This is a genomic window from Serratia sp. BNK-17 (assembly GCF_048684935.1).
Lineage (GTDB): Bacteria > Pseudomonadota > Gammaproteobacteria > Enterobacterales > Enterobacteriaceae > Serratia > Serratia nematodiphila.
The window spans coordinates 733,702-751,344 of the sequence record NZ_JBLQTR010000001.1 but is presented as its reverse complement, the minus strand read 5'-3'; the positions used below and the strand labels follow the sequence as shown (position 1 = coordinate 751,344).

General features: G+C 55.3%; 11 protein-coding genes, 2 tRNA genes, 3 rRNA genes and 1 other annotated feature. Of the genes, 11 read left to right on the top strand and 5 right to left on the bottom strand.

Annotated elements, in window-relative coordinates:
• Position 1: 1 nt before the first annotated feature.
• The gene (gene tyrA / locus ACMGF7_RS03730) at positions 2–1,123 is read left to right on the top strand and encodes a bifunctional chorismate mutase/prephenate dehydrogenase (RefSeq protein WP_004932463.1); all 1,122 of its coding nucleotides are present in this window, start codon (positions 2–4) and stop codon (positions 1,121–1,123) included.
• 54 nt (positions 1,124–1,177) lie between these two features.
• Here tyrA and pheA read toward each other — a convergent pair whose 3' ends face one another.
• The 4 genes from pheA to bamD form a co-directional block, all read right to left on the bottom strand.
• Complete coding sequence (gene pheA, locus ACMGF7_RS03725; RefSeq protein ID WP_049187931.1) at positions 1,178–2,335, bottom strand: bifunctional chorismate mutase/prephenate dehydratase; 1,158 nt, start codon at positions 2,333–2,335, stop codon at positions 1,178–1,180.
• Between the two features lie 42 nt (positions 2,336–2,377).
• Positions 2,378–2,504, bottom strand: a sequence feature (Phe leader region).
• On the bottom strand, positions 2,456–2,503 hold the full coding sequence (locus ACMGF7_RS03720; protein ID WP_101428074.1) for a hypothetical protein: 48 nt from the start codon (positions 2,501–2,503) through the stop codon (positions 2,456–2,458). Its footprint overlaps the feature before it by 48 nt.
• A 122-nt stretch (positions 2,505–2,626) precedes the next feature.
• Entirely contained in the window at positions 2,627–2,968 is a 342-nt protein-coding gene (raiA, locus tag ACMGF7_RS03715) for a ribosome-associated translation inhibitor RaiA (RefSeq protein ID WP_004932457.1), read from the bottom strand.
• A gap of 312 nt (positions 2,969–3,280) precedes the next feature.
• Positions 3,281–4,012 (bottom strand): outer membrane protein assembly factor BamD, encoded by a 732-nt coding sequence (bamD, locus tag ACMGF7_RS03710; protein ID WP_004932456.1) that lies wholly within the window; start codon positions 4,010–4,012, stop codon positions 3,281–3,283.
• 131 nt (positions 4,013–4,143) lie between these two features.
• Between bamD and rluD the strand changes: the two genes are divergently transcribed.
• From rluD to dkgB, 9 genes are all read left to right on the top strand, one after another.
• A complete protein-coding gene (rluD, locus tag ACMGF7_RS03705; protein WP_420286357.1) occupies positions 4,144–5,121 on the top strand; it encodes a 23S rRNA pseudouridine(1911/1915/1917) synthase RluD in 978 nt (325 codons plus the stop codon).
• A complete protein-coding gene (yfiH, locus tag ACMGF7_RS03700; RefSeq protein ID WP_103085963.1) occupies positions 5,121–5,852 on the top strand; it encodes a purine nucleoside phosphorylase YfiH in 732 nt (243 codons plus the stop codon). The genes rluD and yfiH overlap by 1 nt, the downstream gene beginning before the upstream one ends.
• A gap of 130 nt (positions 5,853–5,982) precedes the next feature.
• On the top strand, positions 5,983–8,556 hold the full coding sequence (gene clpB / locus ACMGF7_RS03695; RefSeq protein WP_004932446.1) for an ATP-dependent chaperone ClpB: 2,574 nt from the start codon (positions 5,983–5,985) through the stop codon (positions 8,554–8,556).
• Between the two features lie 511 nt (positions 8,557–9,067).
• A 16S ribosomal RNA gene (locus tag ACMGF7_RS03690) occupies positions 9,068–10,609 on the top strand.
• 87 nt (positions 10,610–10,696) lie between these two features.
• Positions 10,697–10,772 (top strand) — tRNA-Glu (locus ACMGF7_RS03685).
• A 239-nt stretch (positions 10,773–11,011) separates the two neighbouring features.
• Positions 11,012–13,918 (top strand): 23S ribosomal RNA (locus tag ACMGF7_RS03680).
• 98 nt (positions 13,919–14,016) lie between these two features.
• Positions 14,017–14,132 (top strand): 5S ribosomal RNA (gene rrf, locus ACMGF7_RS03675).
• Together the 16S, 23S and 5S rRNA genes with 2 tRNA genes alongside form the textbook arrangement of a ribosomal RNA operon.
• A 94-nt stretch (positions 14,133–14,226) precedes the next feature.
• Positions 14,227–14,303, top strand: a tRNA-Asp gene (locus ACMGF7_RS03670).
• A gap of 214 nt (positions 14,304–14,517) precedes the next feature.
• Positions 14,518–15,321, top strand: a complete 804-nt coding sequence (gene dkgB / locus ACMGF7_RS03665) for a 2,5-didehydrogluconate reductase DkgB (RefSeq protein WP_420286356.1) — start codon at positions 14,518–14,520, stop codon at positions 15,319–15,321.
• A gap of 48 nt (positions 15,322–15,369) precedes the next feature.
• On the opposite strand, the gene yafC is transcribed toward dkgB, so the two are convergent.
• Positions 15,370–16,257: a DNA-binding transcriptional regulator YafC gene (gene yafC, locus ACMGF7_RS03660; protein WP_049241337.1), complete on the bottom strand. Its 888-nt coding sequence runs from the start codon at positions 16,255–16,257 to the stop codon at positions 15,370–15,372.
• A 105-nt stretch (positions 16,258–16,362) separates the two neighbouring features.
• Here yafC and ACMGF7_RS03655 point away from each other — a divergent pair, with 105 nt between their 5' ends.
• Complete coding sequence (locus ACMGF7_RS03655) at positions 16,363–17,538, top strand: MFS transporter (protein WP_049241338.1); 1,176 nt, start codon at positions 16,363–16,365, stop codon at positions 17,536–17,538.
• The last annotated feature ends 105 nt before the right edge of the window (positions 17,539–17,643 follow it).

Sequence of the window (17,643 nt, the reverse complement as noted above, 5' to 3'; positions counted from 1 at the left end):
TATGGTGGCCGAACTGACCGCGCTGCGCGATCAAATCGATGAGGTGGATAAAGCGCTGCTGGGTCTGCTGGCGAAACGCCTGCATCTGGTAGCGGAAGTGGGCGAAGTCAAAAGCCGTCATGGCCTGCCGGTTTACGTACCGGAGCGCGAAGCCGCGATGCTGGCCTCGCGTCGCCAGGAGGCGGAAAACCTCGGCGTGCCGCCGGATTTGATCGAGGACGTTTTGCGCCGCGTGATGCGCGAATCCTACGTCAGCGAGAACGATAAAGGCTTTAAAACTTTGTGTCCGCAGCTGCGGCCGATCGTCATCATCGGCGGCAACGGCCAGATGGGAAGGCTGTTCAACCGCTTGCTGACGCTGTCGGGTTATCAGGTCAGGGTACTGGATCAGGAAGATTGGCCGCAGGCGGAACAGCTGCTGGCAGACGCCGGCATGGTGATCGTCAGCGTGCCGATCCACGTGACCGAGCAGGTGATAAGCCGCCTGCCGACGCTGCCTGCCGACTGTATTCTGGTGGATTTGGCGTCGGTGAAGAACCGCCCGCTGCATGCGATGTTGGCGGCGCACAGCGGCCCAGTGGTAGGGTTGCACCCGATGTTCGGCCCGGACGTGGGCAGCGTGGCGAAGCAGGTGGTGGTTTACTGCGACGGCCGCCAGCCGGAGGCTTACCAATGGTTGCTTGAACAGCTGCAGGTGTGGGGCGCGCGGCTGCATCGCATCAGCGCGGTCGAACACGATCAGAACATGGCGTTTATTCAGGCGCTGCGGCACTTCGCCACCTTCGCCTACGGGTTGCATCTGGCGGAAGAGAACGTGCAACTGGAGCAGTTGCTGGCGCTCTCCTCGCCGATCTACCGGCTGGAGCTGGCGATGGTTGGCCGCCTGTTTGCGCAGGATCCGCAGCTTTACGCCGATATCATCATGTCGTCGGAGGAAAACGTGGCGCTGATTAAACGTTACTACCAGCGCTTCGGCGAGGCGATAACGCTGTTGGAGCATGGCGACAAACAGGCGTTTATCGACAGTTTCCGCAAGGTGGAGCACTGGTTCGGCGATTACGCCCAACGCTTCCTGGTGGAGAGCCGCACGCTGTTGCGGCAGGCTAACGACAGCCGGCAGTAAAACGCGGGCGGTAAACGTAAAAGGTTCGGCTTGGCCGAACCTTTTTTTATGGTTTCAGGATGGGTTGACCGGCACCACGGTATCGCTCGGGTAGCAGCCCAGTACCTTCAGCGAGCGGGTGATTGGCGCCAGATCGCGCAGCGCTTTTTGCATCGCGTCGGCGCGCAGGTTGGCCTGCACATCGATATAAAACATCTCTTCCCACGGATTGCCGTTGATCGGGCGTGATTCCAGTTTGGTCATGATGATGCCGTTGTCGCGCAGAACCAGCAGCGCTTCGACCAGCGCGCCGGATTGTTGGCCGGTCGCCATGATCAGTGTGGTTTTGGCCGGCACCTGTTCAGATACGTCGATCGCTTTGCGCGCCAGGACGATGAAGCGAGTGATGTTCTGCTGCTGGTTGGCGAGGTTGTGTTCCAGCACCTGCAGCCCGTACAACGCGCCGCCGGCCTCACTGCCCAGCGCCGCCACCTTCGGCGAATTCAGCTTGGCGACTTTCTCCATCGCCGCGGCGGTGCTTTCGGTGTACTCGATTTTCCAGTGCGGGAAGCGGTTAAGGAACTGGCTGCACTGTTGGAACGGCTGCGGGTGGCTGTAGACGGTTTCAATCTGGCCCAGGTCGCTGTCGCCGGCCACCAGAACGCAATGATCGATCGGGTTGGTTAGTTCGCCGACGATCGACAGGCTGGTGTGTTGCAGCAGATCGTACACCTCGTTAATCGAACCGGAACTGGTGTTCTCGATCGGCAAAATTGCGTAGTCCGCCTGGCCGGTTTCCACCTGGGCGAAGATATCCTGAAACTTCTGGCAGCCGCATTCGATCAGCTGATCAAAATGACGGGCGGCGTATTGGCGTGCCGCCAGATGCGAATAAGAGCCTTTAGGACCGAGAAAGGCGATGCGGGCGGAGTGTTGGCTGACGGGGTTGAGCTGGTGCTGCAGCAGCGCCTGTTGGGTCAGGACGGAATCTTCGATAATCAGTTGAAACAGACGGGTGACGTAGAAGCCGTCCAGGTCGTAAGGTTTGGCGGCGGCGATCAGCGCATCCAGCAGATCGCGTTCGCGCTCTTTGTCGCGGATCGGGCGGTGAGAGTGCAGCTTGGTCTTGCCGACTTCGATCGCCAGCTCACGGCGTTCCGCCAGCAGGGCCAACAGTTTCAAGTCCAGTGCGCTGATGCGCTCGCGCAGCACCAATAACGGGTTGTCAGTCATAATCAGCTTCCGCCTTCAGTTCTTATTCGTTGTAAAACAGCCATAAAAAAAGCCCCCTGTCTCCAGGAGGCCTTGTTGTTCGTCTTCGCATTCTTTCTCACACGACGAAACGCCTCCCAGTCAGGGGAAGGTAAAAAAGAATGCGAAGAAAAACGGTGTGCGTGGCATGGGCTACCTAAGGTTAATGTGAATAGGTTTTAAAGTAACCGCTGGCCTTTAGCCCGTCAACAAAAATACCCGACAAAAAACGCGCCCTCGGGCGCGTTTGATGCGGCAATCGCTGTCGGACGGTTATTCCTGCTCTTGCGTGACTTCCGGCACGATGTCTTTCACGCTGGCGTTGCAGCGGCGCGCTTCGCCTTTGTGCTGCACTTTGTTCAGCTGGCGCTCCAGCTTGGCGATCAGCTCATTAACGGCGGTATACATGTCATCATGTTTGGCGCTGGCGACCAGCGGGCCGTTAGGCGTGGTAATGGTAGCATCGGCGACAAACCCCTGCGGTTCTTTGGATAAGACGATATGCGGGTTAATCAGCTGAGTCTGCCATTTTTCCAGTTTGGTGAGACGGTCTTCGACGTGATTGCGGATTGCGGGAGTGATATCCATTTGTTTGCTGGTAATGTTCAATGTCATATAACTTACCTCTCTGTCTTTCCGTCTTGGTGAATCCAGCATACCCCGCTTTTTGTTTAAATGCGTGATGTAAATCACGATTTTTTGTCACTTTTTGCAAAGTTAGTTCAATCTGTGATTCAGCATTTGAATTGGCTATCTAATGCTTGAGAGTTGCCGCCGGATGGCGCATTATCGATGAGTTGACCGGTGAGGAGTACTAGCTAACACCGTGTTTTTACTTGTGTATTTTTCCAGTGAAAACCAGGTCGACGCCAATGAAAACGGCAGCCTCGGCTGCCGTTTGGTTTTTCTGCCGTTGCCGACGCGCGCTTATTGCGGGTTGGCGGCGATCACTTTGGCCACTTTGTCAGCCTGGCCGTTCAGCTGCAGCTGCTTGTAGGCATTTTCCATCAGCGGCAACACGTCGTGCGTCGCTTTGGTATCCGGGAATTCACGCAACATCTGCTCGGCGCGATTAACGACCGCGACGTAAGCACCGCGTTTAGTGTAGTATTCCGCCACCGAAAGCTCATACTTGGCCAAACGGTCTTTCAGATACACCAAACGCTTGTTGGCGTCGGTCGCGTATTGGCTGTTCGGGTATTGCTGAATCAACTGGCTGAAGTCGCGGAACGCAGCGCGAGCGTGCTGAGGATCGCGGTCCGAACGGTCAACCCCGAAGAAGCCCTGCAGCGCGCTGTCATCGAGCGCCATGTCGGTCAGGCCGCGCATGTACATCACGTAATCGATGTTCGGGTGCGTCGGGTTCAGACGCATGAAGCGATCGATGGATGCCTGAGCCATCGGCAAGTCGGCGGCCTTATAGTAGGCGTAAATCAAATCCAGCTGGACCTGCTGGGAATACGGCCCGAAAGGATAGCGGTTATCTAACGCTTCGAGTTGCGTAATCGCGCCCTTGAAGTTACCGTCCTGCAGTTTTTGCTGCGCGGTAGCATAGATTTCCGAAGGTGGGTTGTCGGGAACCGCATCCTTGGATGTGGAGCAACCTGCCAGCGCCAGGCTCAACGTGGCTGCCGCCACCAGATATTTCATACGCGTCATGACGTTTTGATTATCCTCAGGGTGTTATTCCGGGAGACTGTCCGTTAAGCTCCCGACAAAGACCAGGTACAATAGCACATTATATTAAACGGCATCGCCGTGAAAACCCAACGTTAACGAAGAAGCTGCATATGGCACAACAAGTACAACTCACCGCAACGGTGGCCGAATCTCAACTCGGACAACGTTTAGATCAGGCTTTGGCCGAATTGTTCCCTGATTATTCACGATCTCGCATAAAAGAGTGGATCCTGGGCGATCGGGTGAAGGTCAATGGCAAAACGTCAAACAAACCGAAAGAGAAGGTGCTGGGCGGAGAGACCGTCGCCATCGATGCACAGATTGAAGAAGAGGCGCGTTGGGAGCCACAGGACATCGCGCTGGATATCGTCTATGAAGACAGCGACATCCTGGTGATCAACAAACCGCGCGATTTGGTGGTGCACCCTGGCGCCGGTAACCCGGACGGCACGGTGCTCAATGCGCTGCTGCATCACTACCCGGAAATTGCCGACGTGCCGCGTGCCGGCATCGTGCACCGTCTGGACAAAGACACCACCGGCCTGATGGTGGTGGCGAAAACCGTGCCGGTGCAAACCCGGCTGGTGGAAGCGCTGCAGGCGCGTGAGATCACCCGTGAATACGAAGCGGTGGCGATCGGCACCATGACCGCCGGCGGCACGGTAGAAGAGCCTATCGCGCGTCATTCCACCAAGCGTACCCATATGGCGGTGCACCCGATGGGTAAACCGGCGGTAACGCACTACCGCATCATGGAACACTTCCGCGCACACACCCGCCTGCGCCTGCGCCTGGAAACCGGCCGTACTCACCAGATCCGCGTGCACATGGCTTACATCAGCCATCCGCTGGTGGGCGATCCGCTGTACGGCGGCCGTCCGCGTCCACCAAAGGGCGCTTCGGAAGCCTTCATCAACACGCTGCGCGGTTTTGACCGCCAGGCGCTGCACGCCACCATGCTGCGTTTGTATCATCCGATCAGCGGCATCCAGATGGAGTGGCATGCGCCGCTGCCGCAGGACATGGTCGATCTGATCAATGCGCTGAAGGCGGACACCGAAGAATTCAAAGATCAGATGGACTGGTAATGAGCTCGCTCATTCTGCCTGACTGGCCGTTGCCTACCGGCATTAAGGCCTGCAGCACCACGCGTGGCGGCGGCGTTAGCCTGCCGCCTTATGACTCGCTGAACCTCGGCACCCACGTCGGTGATGAGGCGCAAGCGGTGACACGCAATCGGGAACGTTTGGTTACCGCCGCCGGTTTGCCGCAGATGCCGGTGTGGCTCGAGCAGGTGCACGGCACTCGCGTGGTGACGTTGACAGGGAAAGCGCCCGCCGATCTGCGGGCGGATGCGGTGTACAGCAACGTGCCGGGGCAGGTGTGTGCCGTGATGACGGCGGATTGTCTGCCGGTGTTGTTCTGCTCGCAGCACGGTGACGAAGTAGCTGCCGCCCACGCTGGCTGGCGCGGATTGTGCCACGGCGTGCTGGAGCAAACCGTGGCGGCGTTCAGCGCTGCACCGTGCCAAATTAGTGCCTGGTTGGGGCCGGCGATCGGCCCACAGCAGTTTGAGGTCGGGCCGGAGGTGCGCGCCGCTTTCATGGCGGAAGACGCCGAAGCCGCGGCGGCGTTTACCCCGCACGGCGATAAGTTTTTGGCTAATATCTATTTGCTGGCTCGCCAACGTTTGTTGCGAGCGGGCGTGCAGGCCATCTATGGCGGCGACCGCTGTACGGTTAACGAAACGAGTCATTTTTTCTCCTATCGGCGCGACGGAATAACCGGACGTCTGGCAAGTTTAATCTGGCTGATATAACCTATTGAATTAGGACGATCCAACGACGCATGGCGTTGTACCGAAAATTTAGCGTCGAGATAACCTTGAAAATTTGAGGGATGACCTCATTTAATCTCCAGTAGCAATTTCGACCCATCTTGGAGGTGTTATGCGTCTGGATCGTCTTACCAACAAATTCCAGCTTGCCCTCGCCGATGCCCAGTCACTAGCCCTTGGGCACGACAACCAGTTTATTGAACCGCTACATCTGATGAGCGCCCTGCTCAATCAAGAAGGGGGCACGGTTCGTCCACTATTAACTTCCGCAGGTATCGATGCCGGGCGCGTGCGCACCGAAATCGAACAGGCGCTGTCCCGTTTACCGCAGGTAGAAGGCACCGGTGGCGACGTTCAACCGTCCCACGAGCTGGTGCGCGTCCTGAACCTGTGCGACAAGCTGGCGCAGAAGCGCGCGGACAAATTCATTTCTTCCGAGCTGTTTGTGCTTGCGGTGCTGGAAGACCGCGGCTCGTTGACCGACTTGTTGAAAGCGGCCGGCGCAACGGCCGACAAAATCAGCAAAGCCATTGAACAAATGAGAGGCGGTGACAGCGTGGAAGATCAAGGCGCCGAAGACCAACGGCAAGCATTGAAGAAATACACCATCGATCTGACCGAACGTGCCGAGCAGGGCAAACTTGACCCGGTGATTGGCCGTGACGAAGAGATCCGCCGCACCATTCAGGTGCTGCAACGCCGCACCAAAAACAACCCGGTACTTATCGGCGAACCTGGCGTGGGTAAAACTGCCATCGTCGAAGGCCTGGCGCAGCGCATCATCAACGGCGAAGTGCCGGAAGGGTTGAAGCACAAGCGCGTATTGTCCCTCGATATGGGCGCTTTGATCGCCGGCGCCAAATATCGCGGCGAGTTTGAAGAGCGTCTGAAAGGCGTGCTCAACGATCTGGCCAAGCAGGAAGGCAGCGTGATCCTGTTTATCGACGAACTGCACACCATGGTCGGCGCCGGTAAGGCGGATGGCGCAATGGATGCGGGCAACATGCTCAAGCCGGCGCTGGCGCGCGGCGAGCTGCACTGCGTCGGTGCCACCACGCTGGATGAGTATCGTCAATATATAGAGAAGGATGCGGCCCTCGAACGTCGTTTCCAGAAAGTGTATGTGGCGGAGCCGAGTGTGGAAGACACTATCGCTATTCTGCGCGGCCTGAAAGAGCGTTACGAACTGCACCACCACGTGCAGATCACCGATCCGGCCATCGTGGCGGCGGCAACGCTTTCGCACCGTTATATCGCCGATCGTCAATTGCCGGACAAGGCTATTGACCTTATCGACGAAGCGGCGTCCAGCATTCGCATGCAGATGGACTCCAAGCCTGAATCGCTCGACAGGCTTGAGCGCCGCATCATTCAGTTGAAGCTGGAACAGCAGGCGCTGAATAAAGAGTCGGACGACGCCAGTAAGAAACGCCTGGAAATGCTCAGCGATGAGCTGGGGCAGAAAGAACGCGAATATTCGGAGCTGGAAGAAGAGTGGAAAGCGGAAAAAGCGTCACTCTCCGGTACTCAGAACATCAAGGCGGAACTTGAGCAGGCCAAAATCACCCTGGAGCAGGCGCGCCGCGTCGGCGATTTGGGGCGGATGTCGGAACTGCAATACGGCAAGATCCCTGAGCTGGAGAAACAGCTCGCCGCTGCCACGCAGGCCGAAGGCAAGAGCATGAAGCTGTTGCGCAACCGGGTAACCGATGCGGAGATTGCCGAAGTGCTGGCGCGCGCGACCGGGATCCCGGTGGCCAGAATGCTGGAAGGCGAGCGCGACAAGCTGCTGCGCCTGGAGCAAGAGCTGCATTCGCGGGTGATCGGCCAGGACGAAGCGGTCAGCGCGGTCTCTAATGCTATCCGCCGCAGCCGCGCCGGGTTGTCCGATCCTAACCGGCCGATCGGTTCGTTCCTGTTCCTTGGCCCGACCGGGGTGGGGAAAACCGAGCTTTGCAAGGCGCTGGCTTCGTTCCTGTTCGACAGCGACGACGCCATGGTGCGTATCGATATGTCCGAGTTTATGGAGAAACACTCCGTCTCTCGTCTGGTCGGCGCGCCTCCGGGCTATGTCGGTTATGAAGAGGGCGGCTACCTGACGGAAGCCGTGCGTCGCCGGCCTTATTCGGTGATCCTGCTGGATGAAGTCGAGAAAGCGCACCCAGACGTGTTTAACATCCTGCTGCAGGTGTTGGATGACGGCCGCCTGACCGATGGCCAGGGCCGTACCGTCGATTTCCGCAATACCGTGGTGATCATGACGTCCAACCTGGGTTCGGATCTGATCCAGGAGCATTTCGGTCAGATGAACTACGCGCAGATGAAAGAGTCGGTGATGGAGATGGTGAGTCACCACTTCCGTCCGGAATTCATCAACCGTATCGATGAAGTGGTGGTGTTCCATCCGCTGGGCGAGAAACACATTGCTGCGATCGCCAAGATTCAGCTGTCGCGTCTGTACAAGCGTTTGGAAGAGCGCGGTTACGAAGTAACCATGACCGAGCCTGCTCTGGCGTTGTTGAGCAAAACCGGTTACGACCCTGTGTATGGTGCGCGTCCGTTGAAACGCGCTATTCAGCAGGAGATCGAGAACCCGTTGGCGCAGCAAATCCTGTCCGGCAAGCTGATCCCCGGCAAGCTGGTGACGCTGGATGTGGAAAACGACCATATCGTTGCACGCCAATAACGGCAATTAAGCCTATTAAAGATGAAAGGGAGCGGGTGACCGCTCCCTTTTCTTTATCTTCGTTTGCTCCTGTTTGCAGGGTTTGCCGCTATTACTGCGCTAAAACCGGTGTTTTTTGACTAATAAACATCCTAAAAAGGCATTTCTGGTGATTATTTGAACGCTTGAAAAGTTTTTTGCAATTAGGGGTTGCGGCCTGCCGAGAACTCCCTATAATGCGCCTCCACTGACCGGGAACAACGACTGACAAGCCGCCGGGTCAGCGAGAAGAAAGCGAAATAAACGCTTGACTCTCCGGGCGAAAAGCGTAGTATACGCAGCCCGCGCCGATGAGTTTCTCGGCACTGCTCTTTAACAATTTATCAGACAATCTGTGTGGGCACTCCACAAGACGATATCCAGCATCTTCGGATGCAAAAAAATATCAAGTCTTGAAGAGTGACTAACTGAAGTAAAATTCATGCAGTAAATCTTTGAGCATCGCTTCTCGAGTGGAAGCAAATCAAGCTTTTAATTGAAGAGTTTGATCATGGCTCAGATTGAACGCTGGCGGCAGGCTTAACACATGCAAGTCGAGCGGTAGCACAGGGGAGCTTGCTCCCCGGGTGACGAGCGGCGGACGGGTGAGTAATGTCTGGGAAACTGCCTGATGGAGGGGGATAACTACTGGAAACGGTAGCTAATACCGCATAACGTCGCAAGACCAAAGAGGGGGACCTTCGGGCCTCTTGCCATCAGATGTGCCCAGATGGGATTAGCTAGTAGGTGGGGTAATGGCTCACCTAGGCGACGATCCCTAGCTGGTCTGAGAGGATGACCAGCCACACTGGAACTGAGACACGGTCCAGACTCCTACGGGAGGCAGCAGTGGGGAATATTGCACAATGGGCGCAAGCCTGATGCAGCCATGCCGCGTGTGTGAAGAAGGCCTTCGGGTTGTAAAGCACTTTCAGCGAGGAGGAAGGTGGTGAACTTAATACGTTCATCAATTGACGTTACTCGCAGAAGAAGCACCGGCTAACTCCGTGCCAGCAGCCGCGGTAATACGGAGGGTGCAAGCGTTAATCGGAATTACTGGGCGTAAAGCGCACGCAGGCGGTTTGTTAAGTCAGATGTGAAATCCCCGGGCTCAACCTGGGAACTGCATTTGAAACTGGCAAGCTAGAGTCTCGTAGAGGGGGGTAGAATTCCAGGTGTAGCGGTGAAATGCGTAGAGATCTGGAGGAATACCGGTGGCGAAGGCGGCCCCCTGGACGAAGACTGACGCTCAGGTGCGAAAGCGTGGGGAGCAAACAGGATTAGATACCCTGGTAGTCCACGCTGTAAACGATGTCGATTTGGAGGTTGTGCCCTTGAGGCGTGGCTTCCGGAGCTAACGCGTTAAATCGACCGCCTGGGGAGTACGGCCGCAAGGTTAAAACTCAAATGAATTGACGGGGGCCCGCACAAGCGGTGGAGCATGTGGTTTAATTCGATGCAACGCGAAGAACCTTACCTACTCTTGACATCCAGAGAACTTTCCAGAGATGGATTGGTGCCTTCGGGAACTCTGAGACAGGTGCTGCATGGCTGTCGTCAGCTCGTGTTGTGAAATGTTGGGTTAAGTCCCGCAACGAGCGCAACCCTTATCCTTTGTTGCCAGCGGTTCGGCCGGGAACTCAAAGGAGACTGCCAGTGATAAACTGGAGGAAGGTGGGGATGACGTCAAGTCATCATGGCCCTTACGAGTAGGGCTACACACGTGCTACAATGGCGTATACAAAGAGAAGCGACCTCGCGAGAGCAAGCGGACCTCATAAAGTACGTCGTAGTCCGGATTGGAGTCTGCAACTCGACTCCATGAAGTCGGAATCGCTAGTAATCGTAGATCAGAATGCTACGGTGAATACGTTCCCGGGCCTTGTACACACCGCCCGTCACACCATGGGAGTGGGTTGCAAAAGAAGTAGGTAGCTTAACCTTCGGGAGGGCGCTTACCACTTTGTGATTCATGACTGGGGTGAAGTCGTAACAAGGTAACCGTAGGGGAACCTGCGGTTGGATCACCTCCTTACCTAAAGATATTGCTTCGAGTGGCGTGCTCACACAGATTGTCTGATAGAAAGTAACGAGCAAAAGCGTCATAAAAGTACGGTGTCGTGTCCCCTTCGTCTAGAGGCCTAGGACACCGCCCTTTCACGGCGGTAACAGGGGTTCGAATCCCCTAGGGGACGCCAAGCTTCCGACCCACCCGGTGAAAGCGGCGGTCTTCAGTATCTGACGATACACCATATCTTAAAGATGACTTCCGAGTCATGTTTAAGATATTGCTCTTTAACAATCTGGAACAAGCTGAAAATTGAAACATGACGGCTGAAATTTATCCCTCCGTAGAAGTATTGGGATAAAGAGTAACCTGTCATAGAGTCTCTCAAATGTTTGCAGCGCGAACGATGGAAACATCTTCGGGTTGTGAGGTTAAGTGACTAAGCGTACACGGTGGATGCCTAGGCAGTCAGAGGCGATGAAGGGCGTGCTAATCTGCGAAAAGCGTCGGTAAGGTGATATGAACCGTTATAACCGGCGATACCCGAATGGGGAAACCCAGTGTGTTTCGACACACTATCATGTCATGAATACATAGTGGCATGAGGCGAACCGGGGGAACTGAAACATCTAAGTACCCCGAGGAAAAGAAATCAACCGAGATTCCCCCAGTAGCGGCGAGCGAACGGGGAGGAGCCCAGAACCTGAATCGGCTTGTGTGTTAGTGGAAGCGTCTGGAAAGTCGCGCAGTAAAGGGTGATAGCCCCGTACACTAAAATGCACAGGTCGTGAGTTCGATGAGTAGGGCGGGACACGTGACATCCTGTCTGAATATGGGGGGACCATCCTCCAAGGCTAAATACTCCTGACTGACCGATAGTGAACCAGTACCGTGAGGGAAAGGCGAAAAGAACCCCGGCGAGGGGAGTGAAATAGAACCTGAAACCGTGTACGTACAAGCAGTGGGAGCACCTTCGTGGTGTGACTGCGTACCTTTTGTATAATGGGTCAGCGACTTATATTTTGTAGCAAGGTTAACCGTATAGGGGAGCCGTAGGGAAACCGAGTCTTAACTGGGCGATTAGTTGCAAGGTATAGACCCGAAACCCGGTGATCTAGCCATGGGCAGGTTGAAGGTTGGGTAACACTAACTGGAGGACCGAACCGACTAATGTTGAAAAATTAGCGGATGACTTGTGGCTGGGGGTGAAAGGCCAATCAAACCGGGAGATAGCTGGTTCTCCCCGAAAGCTATTTAGGTAGCGCCTCGTGAACTCATCTTCGGGGGTAGAGCACTGTTTCGGCTAGGGGGCCATCCCGGCTTACCAAACCGATGCAAACTCCGAATACCGAAGAATGTTATCACGGGAGACACACGGCGGGTGCTAACGTCCGTCGTGAAGAGGGAAACAACCCAGACCGCCAGCTAAGGTCCCAAAGTCATGGTTAAGTGGGAAACGATGTGGGAAGGCATAGACAGCCAGGATGTTGGCTTAGAAGCAGCCATCATTTAAAGAAAGCGTAATAGCTCACTGGTCGAGTCGGCCTGCGCGGAAGATGTAACGGGGCTAAACCATGCACCGAAGCTGCGGCAGCGACGCTTAGCGTTGTTGGGTAGGGGAGCGTTCTGTAAGCCGTTGAAGGTGGCCTGTGAGGGTTGCTGGAGGTATCAGAAGTGCGAATGCTGACATAAGTAACGATAAAGCGGGTGAAAAGCCCGCTCGCCGGAAGACCAAGGGTTCCTGTCCAACGTTAATCGGGGCAGGGTGAGTCGACCCCTAAGGCGAGGCTGAAAAGCGTAGTCGATGGGAAACAGGTTAATATTCCTGTACTTGGTGTTACTGCGAAGGGGGGACGGAGAAGGCTAGGCTGGCCGGGCGACGGTTGTCCCGGTTTAAGCGTGTAGGGGGTGTGACCTGGTAAATCCGGTTGCATATCAACCCTGAGGCGTGATGACGATGCACTACGGTGCAGAAGTAGTTGATGCCCTGCTTCCAGGAAAATCCTCTAAGCTCCAGGTAACATTAAATCGTACCCCAAACCGACACAGGTGGTCAGGTAGAGAATACCAAGGCGCTTGAGAGAACTCGGGTGAAGGAACTAGGCAAAATGGTGCCGTAACTTCGGGAGAAGGCACGCTGGCATGTAGGTGAAGTCCCTTGCGGATGGAGCTGAAGCCAGTCGAAGATACCAGCTGGCTGCAACTGTTTAATAAAAACACAGCACTGTGCAAACACGAAAGTGGACGTATACGGTGTGACGCCTGCCCGGTGCTGGAAGGTTAATTGATGGGGTCAGCCGCAAGGCGAAGCTCTTGATCGAAGCCCCAGTAAACGGCGGCCGTAACTATAACGGTCCTAAGGTAGCGAAATTCCTTGTCGGGTAAGTTCCGACCTGCACGAATGGCGTAATGATGGCCAGGCTGTCTCCACCCGAGACTCAGTGAAATTGAACTCGCTGTGAAGATGCAGTGTACCCGCGGCAAGACGGAAAGACCCCGTGAACCTTTACTATAGCTTGACACTGAACATTGAGCCTTGATGTGTAGGATAGGTGGGAGGCTTTGAAGCGTGGACGCCAGTCTGCGTGGAGCCATCCTTGAAATACCACCCTTTAATGTTTGATGTTCTAACTCGGCCCCGTGATCCGGGGTGAGGACAGTGTCTGGTGGGTAGTTTGACTGGGGCGGTCTCCTCCCAAAGAGTAACGGAGGAGCACGAAGGTTAGCTAATCACGGTCGGACATCGTGAGGTTAGTGCAAAGGCATAAGCTAGCTTGACTGCGAGAGTGACGGCTCGAGCAGGTACGAAAGTAGGTCTTAGTGATCCGGTGGTTCTGAATGGAAGGGCCATCGCTCAACGGATAAAAGGTACTCCGGGGATAACAGGCTGATACCGCCCAAGAGTTCATATCGACGGCGGTGTTTGGCACCTCGATGTCGGCTCATCACATCCTGGGGCTGAAGTAGGTCCCAAGGGTATGGCTGTTCGCCATTTAAAGTGGTACGCGAGCTGGGTTTAGAACGTCGTGAGACAGTTCGGTCCCTATCTGCCGTGGGCGTTGGAAGATTGAGAGGGGTTGCTCCTAGTACGAGAGGACCGGAGTGAACGCACCACTGGTGTTCGGGTTGTCATGCCAATGGCATTGCCCGGTAGCTAAGTGCGGAAAAGATAAGCGCTGAAAGCATCTAAGCGCGAAACTTGCCTCAAGATGAGTCTTCCCTGGGCCTTCAAGGCCCCTGAAGGAACGTTTAAGACTAAGACGTTGATAGGCTGGGTGTGTAAGTGCAGCGATGCATTGAGCTAACCAGTACTAATGATCCGTGAGGCTTAACCTTACAACACCGAAGGTGTTTTTAGAGAGATTTTCAGCGAAGTTCCGAGATTGGTTCTGATGGCGACACGAGAGTGAAGCGGTTGGAATGAAACGAATTTGCCTGGCGGCAATAGCGCGGTGGTCCCACCTGACCCCATGCCGAACTCAGAAGTGAAACGCCGTAGCGCCGATGGTAGTGTGGGGTCTCCCCATGCGAGAGTAGGACACTGCCAGGCATCAAATAAACGTTATCAGTGTGACGACTGGTAATGCGCAAGTCGCAGAGCGCGATATTGCCGGTATCGAAAGATACAACGTAAAAGAATCGGTGGAGCGGTAGTTCAGTTGGTTAGAATACCTGCCTGTCACGCAGGGGGTCGCGGGTTCGAGCCCCGTCCGTTCCGCCACTTAATTGATAAGCCCTGGGTTTCGACTCAGGGCTTTTTCATATCTGCATTTTGCGCTTTTCAGACTGGAATTGTTCCTCTTTACCGCCTCGCCTTTCTCCATATTATTGCCTTCAGATCAAAAGTCTTATGCCGAACCAGGCGTTTTTGATCAATAAAAAAGTTGCCATAATCTTCCTCATACCACATCTACCTGTTAATGAGAGAAAACATTATGAGCATCCCTGCATTTGGTTTAGGTACTTTCCGCCTTCAGGATCAGGTTGTTATCGATTCTGTCAGCACTGCACTTGAGCTGGGCTATCGCACTATCGACACCGCGCAGATCTATGAAAACGAAGCGGCTGTTGGCCAGGCTATCGCTGCCAGCGGCGTGAAACGTGAAGACCTGTTCATCACCACCAAGATTTGGATCGCGAATCTGGCGAAAGGCACACTGATCCCAAGCCTGCAAGAAAGCTTGAAAAAACTGCAAACCTCCTACGTTGATCTGACGCTGATCCACTGGCCGTCACCCAACGACGAAGTGCCAGTTGCCGAATTTATGGCTGAGTTGCTGGAAGCGAAAAAGCTGGGGCTGACTCGCCAAATTGGCGTATCTAACTTCACCATCGACTTGATGCAGCAAGCGATTGACGCGACTGGCGCCGATGAAATCGCCACCAACCAAATCGAGCTGTCACCGTTCTTGCAGAACCGCAAGGTGGTAGAATTCGCGCAGCAGCACGGCATCGCCATCACCTCTTACATGACGTTGGCCTATGGCAAAGCGCTGCAGGATGAAACGATTAAAAGCATCGCCGCTCGTCACAATGCAACTCCAGCACAGGTTGTCCTGGCTTGGGCATTGAAGCTGGGTTATGCAGTTATTCCTTCCTCGACCAAACGTGAAAACCTGGCGAGCAACCTGTTGGCACAGCAACTGACGCTGACCGACGAAGATATGGCGCAGATCGCCGCACTGGAGTGCAACGGCCGTCTGGTTAGCCCGGAAGGCCTGGCGCCAAACTGGGATTAATCTTTCCTCGCAGTGGTCAGTATAAGGCGTCCATCAGGGCGCCTTTTTTTATCGTTTCAGGTATTCACTCACAAAATCAATAAAGCTGCGCAGACGGTTGCTAACGGCGCTGTCGCTGTAATAAACCGCGTTGATCGGCATGGCGACCGGCAGTGTCGCATCCACCAGAATCGGAACCAAATCTCCACGTTTGATATCTTCGTCGCTCATAAAGTCCGACAGGCAGGCGATACCGTTGCCATGCAGACAGAGATGGCGCTGGGTTTCTCCACTATTAGTGGTCAAGCCGGGGGTGATTTCCAACTGGCTGCCATCTGAACAAGCCAGTGGCCAGCGGTTCAAACTGGGCAGGTCGTTGAAGCCGATGCAGCAGTGATGTGCAAGATCTTCTACCGTTAGCGGCGTGCCGTGCTGCGCCAGATAGGCGGGGGAGGCGAGCACATGCCGGTAGCTGGTCATCAGTTTGCGCGCTTTCAGCGTGGAATCGGTCAGCTCTCCTACGCGGATCGCAATATCCACTTTTCGCTCGATCAAATTGATAAAGTTTTCCGAAGACACCAGCGATAACGACATTTCAGGATAACGTTCGCGGAACTCCGCCACTAAAGGCGTCAGCATGTGCAGCACCACCGGCGTTGCCGCGTCGACGCGCAGCAGGCCTTGCGGGCGTTGACGGCTTTCCATCAGCGCATTTTCTGCCGCGGCCATATCGTTCAGTACCTTCTGCACCTGGCGAAAGTAATTCTCTCCTTCCTGAGTCAGGCTGATTTGGCGCGTGGTGCGGTTGAGCAGCGTAACGCCCAGTTTGCTTTCCAGTTTTTTCACCGTTCGGCTAACCACGGAATTCGCTTGTTCCAGGCGTTCAGCCGCCCGGCTGAAACTGCCGCTTTCCACGACGGTGACAAAGGTGATCAGCTCGTCTGAGTTTGCTTTCATTTTTGCTCCAATGGCAAAGTTAATTTGAAATTTTGAGCATTTTTATCATTTAAGCATAGGCCGATAATAGCCGTCATCAACTTGAATGCTATTTCGGAGTAAAAAATGCCACTCGCATTACTTGCCTTAACCATCAGCGCTTTTGCTATCGGCACGACCGAGTTCGTGATTGTCGGGTTGATTCCGACTATCGCGGAGCAGTTGGGAGTGACTGTACCGTCCGCTGGGTTGCTGGTGACTATCTATGCCCTCGGCGTAGCCATTGGCGCGCCGGTGCTGACGGCCCTGACCAGCCGTATACCGCGCAAACTGCTGCTGGTTGGCCTGATGGTGCTGTTCACTCTCGGCAACCTGCTAGCCTGGCAGTCACCCAGTTATGAATCGCTGGTAGTGGCTCGGTTGTTGACCGGCCTGGCGCACGGCGTGTTCTTCTCTATCGGTTCCACTATCGCCACTAGCCTGGTGGCGAAAGAGAAGGCGGCCTCCGCCATCGCCATCATGTTTGGTGGCCTGACGGTGGCGCTGGTGACCGGCGTACCGCTGGGGACGTTCATCGGCCAGCAGTTTGGCTGGCGTGAGACCTTCCTGGCCGTTTCTCTGATTGGCGCTGTCGCCACGCTGGCCAGCATTATTTTGGTGCCGAGCAATATCAAGAACCAGGGCAGCGCCGGCGTGCGGGAACAGCTGAAAGTGCTGACTCATCCTCGTCTGCTGCTGATTTACGCGATTACCGCATTGGGATACGGCGGGGTCTTCACGACTTTCACCTTCCTTGCGCCGATGATGCAGGAATTGGCCGGCTTCTCTGCTCCGACCGTGAGCTGGATACTGTTGGCTTATGGCGTCGCGGTGGCGGTGGGTAACATCTGGGGAGGCAAGCTGGCCGATCGTCATGGGGCCGTGCGTGCGTTGAGCTTTATCTTTGCCGCGCTGGCCGTTTTGCTGCTGCTGTTCCAGTTTACCGCCAGTCACAGTATTGCCGCTTTGCTGACGGTGATTGTGATGGGTGTGTTCGCTTTCGGCAACGTGCCGGGGCTGCAGGTGTATGTGGTGCAGAAAGCCGCGCAATACACGCCAAATGCGGTGGATGTGGCGTCCGGTCTCAACATCGCGGCGTTCAACATCGGCATTGCGCTCGGCTCGGTGATAGGCGGCCAGACTGTTGCCTCACTGGGGCTGGCGCAGACCCCCTGGATTGGCGCGCTGATCGTGGTGGTTGCATTGTTGCTGGTTAGCCTCAGTGGCCGCCTGGATAAAAAGTCTCAGCTGCAAACGGCTTAATTCGTAAAACCCTTGCTGCCTGGCCCGCGTTTTGCGGGCCTTTTCGCATTTTTCACCTATTACCCCTCACCTTTACACAGCTATACCGTCAGAAGATTGAAATCG

Bases quoted from the DNA above. Each gene is read 5' to 3' on its own strand.
- clpB (WP_004932446.1), top strand. From the start codon at position 5,983: ATGCGTCTGGATCGTCTTACCAACAAATTCCAGCTTGCCCTCGCCGAT.
- bamD (WP_004932456.1), bottom strand. From the start codon at position 4,012: ATGACGCGTATGAAATATCTGGTGGCGGCAGCCACGTTGAGCCTGGCG.
- ACMGF7_RS03655 (WP_049241338.1), top strand. From the start codon at position 16,363: ATGCCACTCGCATTACTTGCCTTAACCATCAGCGCTTTTGCTATCGGC.
- pheA (WP_049187931.1), bottom strand. From the start codon at position 2,335: ATGACTGACAACCCGTTATTGGTGCTGCGCGAGCGCATCAGCGCACTG.
- rluD (WP_420286357.1), top strand. From the start codon at position 4,144: ATGGCACAACAAGTACAACTCACCGCAACGGTGGCCGAATCTCAACTC.
- raiA (WP_004932457.1), bottom strand. From the start codon at position 2,968: ATGACATTGAACATTACCAGCAAACAAATGGATATCACTCCCGCAATC.
- tyrA (WP_004932463.1), top strand. From the start codon at position 2: ATGGTGGCCGAACTGACCGCGCTGCGCGATCAAATCGATGAGGTGGAT.
- yafC (WP_049241337.1), bottom strand. From the start codon at position 16,257: ATGAAAGCAAACTCAGACGAGCTGATCACCTTTGTCACCGTCGTGGAA.
- yfiH (WP_103085963.1), top strand. From the start codon at position 5,121: ATGAGCTCGCTCATTCTGCCTGACTGGCCGTTGCCTACCGGCATTAAG.
- dkgB (WP_420286356.1), top strand. From the start codon at position 14,518: ATGAGCATCCCTGCATTTGGTTTAGGTACTTTCCGCCTTCAGGATCAG.